Genomic DNA, 7,391 nt, shown 5'->3' on the forward strand with positions numbered 1-7,391 from the left:
CCGGCATGATCAGTGCAATGCCCGCGCTTGAGACCTGCATTACCGCCCCCTACTCCGCCGCAACCGCGGGACGGCTCATGTCCGCAGCCCGGCGCGTGGCGATCCGCGCTTCGATTTCGGGCCGGAAATGGCGGATCAGGCCCTGGATCGGCCAAGCCGCCGCATCGCCGAGCGCACAAATGGTATGGCCCTCGACCTGCTTGGTGACTTCCAGCAGCATGTCGATCTCCGCAGGATCGGCCCGCCCCTCGACCAGGCGCTCCATCACCCGCCACATCCAACCGGTGCCCTCGCGGCACGGCGTACACTGTCCGCAGGATTCGTGCTTGTAGAAGTGCGCCAGCCGAGCGATCGCCTTGATGATATCGGTGGAGCGATCCATCACGATCACGGCCGCCGTGCCGAGGCCGGACTTCTTGTCGCGCAAGGTGTCGAAGTCCATCGGCAAGTCCTGGCACTCCGTCGCAGGGAGGCAGGGAACCGACGATCCGCCAGGAATGATGGCAAGCAAGTTGTCCCAGCCGCCGCGGATGCCGCCGCAATGCTTTTCCACCAGCTCGCGGAACGGGATGCCCATTTCCTCTTCCACGGTGCACGGTTTTTCGACGTGACCGGAGATGCAGAAGAGCTTGGTGCCGACATTGTTCGGCCGGCCGAGACCGGAGAACCAGGACGGGCCCCGGCGCAGGATTTCCGGCGTCACCGCGATCGATTCCACGTTATTGACCGTGGTCGGGTTGCCGTAGAGGCCCATGTTCGCCGGGAACGGTGGCTTCAGACGCGGCTGGCCCTTTTTGCCTTCCAGGCTTTCCAGGAGCGCGGTCTCTTCGCCGCAGATATAGGCGCCGGCACCGTGGTGGACGATAATGTCCATGTCCCAGCCATGGATGTTGTCCTTGCCGATCAGGCGCGCCTCGTAGGCCTGATCAACAGCCGCCTGCAGCCGTTCGCGCTCGCGAATGAACTCGCCGCGCACGTAGATGTAGGCGTGATGGGCACCCATCCCGACGCCCGCGATCAGGCAGCCTTCGACCAGGAGATGCGGATCATGCCGCATGATCTCCCGGTCCTTGCAGGTGCCCGGCTCCGACTCGTCGGCATTGACCACCACATAGTGCGGCCGGGCCGGATCGACTTCTTTCGGCATGAACGACCATTTCAAACCGGTCGGAAAACCCGCCCCGCCACGGCCGCGCAACCCCGAAGCCTTGACCTGTTCGACGATCCATTCGCGGCCATTGTCGACGAATTCCTTCGTGCGATGCCATTGACCGCGCTTCTTCGCGCCTTCAAGCGTCCAGTCATGGAAGCCGTAGAGATTGGTGAAGATGCGATCCTGATCGGCGAGCATGCTCAGCTCTCCTTGCTCGTGTCGCCAGCCGGCTCGCCTTGGGAAGCGAGCTCCTTGGCCTGCGCGATCCAGTTCTCGCGCTCGATGCGACCGCGGAACTTCAAGTAGGTGTCCACCCAGGCGACGTTCTCAGGCGTCCAAGCGGCGATCTGCGCGAATTCGCTCACGCCGAGCTCATTCAGCGTCTGCTCGATCTTGGGACCGATGCCCGAAACCCGCTGCAGGTCGTCCTTCTTGCCCTCGCCGGGCGCATGGGTCGCCGGCCGAACACCGGCCGCGTCGGCCGCAGCCCTGTCATCGTCTGCCCCCGCTTCGACCTTGGGCGGTGTCCCCGGGTCGGCTGAGCCAGTGTTGGCGGCATGTTCGGTCGACGACGACGGCGCACCCTTGTCTTTGCCGCTAGTCGTGCCGGAGCCGCGCGCCGCCTCGCTTTCCGGGCGATCGCTCGTCTGCGGCTTGCCGTTTGTCTGGCGCGCGGCGGCCGGCGTTGCCGGATCCACCGAGGCATCGGCCGCCGGATCGCCGGCGGCGCCGGTCGTGGTCCCGCGGTTGCGGCTGCCGTCGTACAATGAGGGATCGGTCAGCGTGGTCGCACCGGTCGTCGGCTCCGACGACTTGCGCACACTCAGCGGCCCCGGCTCCGGCGGCTTGCCGGCGGCAAACCCATCGATCAGCGCCTCGAAGCTCTCCGGCGTCAGATCCTCGTAGGTATCGGGTCCGATCTGCACCATCGGGGCATTCACGCAGGCCCCCAGGCATTCCACCTCTTCCCACGAAAAGGCGCCATCCTCCGACACGTCGAAGGCATGTTGGGCAATGCGCCGCTTGCAGATCTTCACCAGATCTTCCGCACCACGAAGTTGGCAAGGCGTGGTACCGCACACCTGAATGTGCGCTTTGGTGCCGACCGGCTTCAACAGGAACATCGTGTAGAAGGTCGCCACCTCGAACACGCGGATATACGGCATGTCGAGCATCTCGGCGACGAGGCGGATCGCCGGTTCCGGGAGCCAGCCATATTGCTCCTGCGCGCGCCACAGAAGCGGAATCACCGCGGAGGCCTGCCGGCCGTCCGGATATTTCGCGATCGTCTTCTTTGCCCACTCGAGATTCTCTGATGTGAACTCGAAGCTTTCGGGCTGCTCTTCGGCGAGACGGCGGACGGCCATGACTAGTCGGTAACCTCCGCAATGCGGGTGCGCGGGATTGCGCGCACGAAACGACTTGCTGCACTCATCGCCGGACCGGCGGCCCGACGCGAAACGAAAGGGCGGACACCCTGCCCTGTTAGCGGTCGACTTCGCCGAACACGATGTCGAGCGAACCGAGCACCGCCGACACGTCGGCGAGCAGATGTCCGGAGCAGACGAGATCCATCGCCTGCAGATGCGCAAACCCCGGCGCGCGAATCTTGCAGCGATAGGGTTTGTTGCTTCCGTCGGAGACGAGATAGACGCCGAATTCGCCCTTCGGCGCTTCGACGGCGGCGTAGACCTCGCCCTCCGGCACATGGAAGCCTTCGGTGTAGAGCTTGAAGTGATGGATGAGCGCTTCCATGGAGCGCTTCATCTCGCCGCGGGTCGGCGGCACCACCTTGCCGTCGCGGCTATGCACCGGCCCGGCTTGAGCGCTGAGACGCTCGCAGCACTGCTTCATGATCCGGACCGATTGGCGCATCTCTTCCATGCGGATGAGATAACGGTCGTAGCAGTCGCCGTTCTTGCCGATCGGAATATCGAACTCGAGCTCTTCGTAACACTCGTAGGGCTGCGACTTGCGCAAATCCCAGGCCGCGCCCGAGCCGCGCACCATCACGCCCGACATGCCGTTCGCCCACGCCTCGTCGAGCGTGACCACGCCGATGTCGACGTTGCGCTGCTTGAAAATGCGGTTGTTGGTCAGCAGGCTTTCCAGGTCGTCGCAGACCTTCAGGAACGGATCGCAGAACGCATAGATGTCGTCGACGAGCTGCTGCGGCAGGTCCTGGTGCACGCCGCCAGGACGGACATAGGCCGCATGCATGCGGCTGCCCGACGCGCGCTCATAGAACACCATGAGCTTTTCGCGCTCTTCGAAGCCCCACAGCGGCGGGGTCAGCGCACCGACGTCCATGGCCTGGGTGGTGACGTTCAGGAGATGCGACAAGAGCCGTCCGATCTCCGAATAAAGCACCCGGATAAGCTGTCCGCGCGGCGGAACGGTGATGCCCACCAGCTTTTCGACCGCCAGGCAGAACGCATGCTCCTGATTCATCGGCGCGACATAATCGAGCCGATCGAAATAGGGCACGGCCTGAAGGTAGGTCTTGTGCTCGATCAGCTTTTCGGTGCCGCGGTGCAACAGGCCGATATGCGGATCGACCCGGGTGACCACCTCGCCGTCGAGTTCCAGCACCAGGCGCAACACGCCGTGCGCCGCGGGATGCTGCGGACCGAAGTTGATGTTGAAATTGCGAACCTGAGCTTCGGCCATCGCGTCAGTTTCCTCCGAACATCGCCACGACGTCGGCACCGGTCATCTGTTTGGCGTCGCCGGCGAAGGCATAGCTGGCCGGTTTGGAGTCGACGAAGATTTCCGTCCCCAACGGAAAATCGAGGGGCGTGTCGGACACGAACGCCGACAGCGTCGTGAAGCTGCCGTCTTTCATGCGATAGCCGATCGACGTCCCGCACCGGGTACAGAACAGGCGCTCCGCCCACGGCGAGGAGTCCCAGACGCCAAGCGACGTCTCATCCTCGATGGTCAGATCCTGAACCTCGACACCCATCAGCGGACCGGCGCTCCAATGGCGGCAGGTCTCGCAATGGCAGGCATCCATGTGCGTGCCCTTCACGGTTGCGGCAAACCGCACCGCACCGCAAGCGCATCCGCCGGATTTCGGCCCGTCGGTCATCGTTCCTTCGCCCATCAGCTCGCCTTCTCGTCGCCGGGCAGCACGTAGTCAGTGCCTTCCCAGGGAGACAGGAAGTCGAAATCGCGGAATTCCTGTGTGAGCTTCACCGGCTCATACACCACCCGCTTCAGGCTGTCGTCGTAGCGCACTTCGACGAAGCCGGTGAGCGGGAAGTCCTTGCGCAGCGGGTGCCCCTCGAAACCGTAATCGGTGAGAATGCGGCGCAGATCCGGATGCTCAGAGAACAGGATGCCGTAGAGGTCGTAGGTCTCGCGCTCGAACCAGTCGGCGGCGGGAAACACCTCCGTCAGCGACGGCACCGGCGTCACCTCGTCGGTCTCCAGCTTCAGCCGGATGCGCAAATTCTGCTTCGGCGAAAGGAAATGGTAGACCACGTCGAAGCGGCGCTCCCGCGACGGCCAGTCGACCCCGCAAATATCGATCAGGCAGACGAACTGGCAGCGCGCATCGTCCCGCACGAAGCGGGCGACCGACTGAATCTGGCTCGCGACCACGTCGACCGTGAGCTCGTCGTGCTCGATCCGCCAGCCGACAAGCTGGTCGCCCAGCTTCTGGGCGATGTAGTCCCCAAGTTCGCTCAGCGTCTCGTCCATGGCTCCTCGCCTGGCATTCCGTCGCGGCCCCAGGCCGGACGAAAAATCAGCGTTCGATCGTGCCCGTACGGCGGATCTTCTTCTGCAGGAGCAACACCCCGTAGAGAAGCCCTTCCGCCGTAGGCGGGCAGCCCGGCACGTACACGTCGACCGGAACCACCCGGTCGCATCCGCGCACCACCGCATAGGAATAGTGATAGTAGCCGCCGCCGTTGGCGCACGAGCCCATCGAGATGACGTAGCGCGGCTCCGGCATCTGGTCGTAGACCTTGCGCAGCGCCGGCGCCATCTTGTTGGTCAACGTACCGGCCACGATCATCACGTCGGACTGGCGCGGGCTCGCACGCGGCGCGAAACCGAAACGCTCCACATCGTAGCGCGGCATGGAGACCTGCATCATCTCCACGGCGCAACACGCGAGGCCGAATGTCATCCACATCAGCGAGCCGGTTCGGGCCCACTGGATCAGACTGTCGGTGGAGGTGACGAGGAAACCCTTATCGGCGAGCTCGTTGTTCACCTCGACGAAGAAAGGATCGTCCGCGCCCACCGGGCGTCCGGTCTCGGGATCGATCCGACCCGTGGCACCGTGGGCGACGAGCGGACGCTCGTCCGTGCTCAATCCCATTCCAGTGCTCCTTTTTTCCACTCATAGACGAAGCCGATCGTCAGCACCGCCAGGAAGGCCATCACCGACAGGAAACCGAACCAACCCACGCTGCCGAAGGCCACGGCCCAAGGGAACAGGAAGGCAACCTCGAGGTCGAAGATGATGAACAGGATGGCGACCAGATAGAATCGGACGTCAAACTTCATGCGCGCGTCATCGAAGGCGTTGAAGCCGCACTCGTAGGCCGACAGCTTTTCCGGATCGGGATTCTTGAAGGCGATCAGGAACGGCGAGGCCAAAAGCGCCAGGCCGATCACGGCGGCCACGCCGATGAACACGACGATCGGAACATATTCCCGGAGGAGATCTTCCATTCTCGTACGCCTCCTGTGCGCGTCGGCTGCGTTGGACGCCGATCCAGCTCCACGCGAGCGTGGCGCCGACAGGCGTCCTGCGATTGATACGGAACCGGGACGGAAGGGCCGATAGCCAGCTCTTAATGCCCGGTTTCCGGTGCTTTCGCCTCGCTCCGAACGCGGACCCGGACGGGTCCCTGCTCTTGCTGACAACCTATGGCGACGGCGGTAGTGGTCAACCGGGACCGGCGGCCGCACCGCAACATCGCCATCGTTGGGGCAGGCTTAGCGGAGGGTGTCTCTTTAGACAAGGTCAAACCGCGGCTGAGCAAATGTCGCAGACCCGACATGCATGACTGGCATGCGTGTGGGCACGTTCCCGGATCCCCAACGGCAAAAGCCCCGCGCACGACCGCACAAAGTGCGACCGACCAGCGGAGCCTGGAAAAACCGAACCGAAATGTCGGGAAGTTTGAAATCCGCCTTCGAAAGCGAATGGCGGGAGTGACGGGGCTCGAACCCGCGACCTCCGGCGTGACAGGCCGGCACTCTAACCAACTGAGCTACACCCCCGCAGCGCCGAGCGAACTGCCCGCGCCAAGGTGTGAGGGAGATACGATCCGGCCGGTCTGGTGTCAAGCGGCGCGGCGACGGAATTGGGGATAGCCGGCGAAAGAATTGCCTCAGGGCATTCCGCCTGTGGATGACGCACGCGCATGCACCGGTTCTGCGCCTCGGTCAGTCGCACGGTCCCCGTCCTTGAGCGTCGGCACCCAGGCTCTGTCCCGATCGCGGCCCCCGACACGGCGGAGACTGAGTCGCTCGTCGGCCCAGCGCCGAAGAATCGGCACTGAGTCGGTTTGGCGGGCGGAGAATGGTGGAACGGCGCGACAACCGATTGCGCAGGTCTGCGCGCAGATGTTGCGCACGTGCGGCCCTTCCAATAAGCAGAGGATGCGTCACGTGCCGTACGGTCGTCGGCTGGCCCCACCCTGGGTCGTGCGAGGTTTGCTCGCCACCTCAGGACCAGCCTCGAAGACCGCGCGACGGAAATACGCCGCAAGCGCCGAATCGGAAACGGCCCTTGTCGGGCGACGCATTCGGGCGGTTAGCTCAGCTGGTCAGAGCACCTGGTTTACACCCAGGGGGTCGGGAGTTCGAACCTCTCACCGCCCACCATCCTCCGCCGTAGCCTGCTCCCGAATCAATGCGCGGGCAAGGCGGCCACCAGCGGCCTCACATCCGCCTCCCCCCGGTAGCCAAAAAAGGGCCGCGGTCAGCGCCCGCGGCCCATGGTCGTTGTTGTTCGAGACGGCCTTCAGACGGGTGGGCCGGGCATCTCCGATCCACCGTCCCCCCCTGTCCGAAACCCGTTCCGCTTTTCTCAGAATCGCGGAGCGGGTCTCAGTTCTTGTTTCGACGCGTTTCCGGACGGCCCAGCGTTTTGCACTTGGCCTGGAAGCGCTGCCTAGAGCGTGTCATTTTGGGTCTGAATCGGAAATGGGATTCCCTTGAGGGGTTGGATCTGATTCAAGCTGCCTGCTGGGTGGAGGCTGGCATGCATGAC

The 7,391-nt window shown here is 64.0% G+C and carries 7 protein-coding genes and 2 tRNA genes; 1 reads left to right on the forward strand and 8 read right to left on the reverse strand.

All coding sequences use genetic code 11. From position 1 onward, the window contains the following. Positions 1-49 precede the first annotated feature (49 nt). The 8 genes from nuoF to HNS03_RS11885 form a co-directional block, all read right to left on the reverse strand. Positions 50-1,351: an NADH-quinone oxidoreductase subunit NuoF gene (nuoF, locus tag HNS03_RS11850; protein ID WP_367195519.1), complete on the reverse strand. Its 1,302-nt coding sequence runs from the start codon at positions 1,349-1,351 to the stop codon at positions 50-52. 2 nt (positions 1,352-1,353) lie between these two features. Further along, a complete protein-coding gene (gene nuoE, locus HNS03_RS11855; protein WP_367195521.1) occupies positions 1,354-2,520 on the reverse strand; it encodes an NADH-quinone oxidoreductase subunit NuoE in 1,167 nt (388 codons plus the stop codon). 118 nt (positions 2,521-2,638) lie between these two features. Then, positions 2,639-3,823 carry an NADH-quinone oxidoreductase subunit D gene (locus HNS03_RS11860; protein WP_367195522.1) on the reverse strand — a complete coding sequence of 395 codons (1,185 nt, stop codon included), beginning with the start codon at positions 3,821-3,823 and terminating at the stop codon, positions 2,639-2,641. Between the two features lie 4 nt (positions 3,824-3,827). Further along, positions 3,828-4,259 (reverse strand): GFA family protein, encoded by a 432-nt coding sequence (locus HNS03_RS11865; RefSeq protein WP_367195523.1) that lies wholly within the window; start codon positions 4,257-4,259, stop codon positions 3,828-3,830. Beyond that, the gene (locus tag HNS03_RS11870; RefSeq protein ID WP_367195525.1) at positions 4,259-4,858 is read right to left on the reverse strand and encodes an NADH-quinone oxidoreductase subunit C; all 600 of its coding nucleotides are present in this window, start codon (positions 4,856-4,858) and stop codon (positions 4,259-4,261) included. Before HNS03_RS11870 ends, HNS03_RS11865 begins: the two co-directional genes overlap by 1 nt. A 46-nt stretch (positions 4,859-4,904) precedes the next feature. Beyond that, the gene (locus HNS03_RS11875; RefSeq protein WP_367195527.1) at positions 4,905-5,486 is read right to left on the reverse strand and encodes an NADH-quinone oxidoreductase subunit B family protein; all 582 of its coding nucleotides are present in this window, start codon (positions 5,484-5,486) and stop codon (positions 4,905-4,907) included. Then, positions 5,477-5,842 (reverse strand): NADH-quinone oxidoreductase subunit A, encoded by a 366-nt coding sequence (locus HNS03_RS11880; protein ID WP_367195528.1) that lies wholly within the window; start codon positions 5,840-5,842, stop codon positions 5,477-5,479. Before HNS03_RS11880 ends, HNS03_RS11875 begins: the two co-directional genes overlap by 10 nt. A 478-nt stretch (positions 5,843-6,320) precedes the next feature. Next, positions 6,321-6,397, reverse strand: a tRNA-Asp gene (locus HNS03_RS11885). 529 nt (positions 6,398-6,926) lie between these two features. On the opposite strand from HNS03_RS11885, the gene HNS03_RS11890 reads away from it, so the two are divergent. Then, positions 6,927-7,003 (forward strand) — tRNA-Val (locus tag HNS03_RS11890). The last annotated feature ends 388 nt before the right edge of the window (positions 7,004-7,391 follow it).

Origin of the sequence: Amorphus sp. 3PC139-8 (assembly GCF_040750475.1) — a bacterium.
Classification (GTDB): Bacteria; Pseudomonadota; Alphaproteobacteria; order Rhizobiales; family Amorphaceae; genus Amorphus.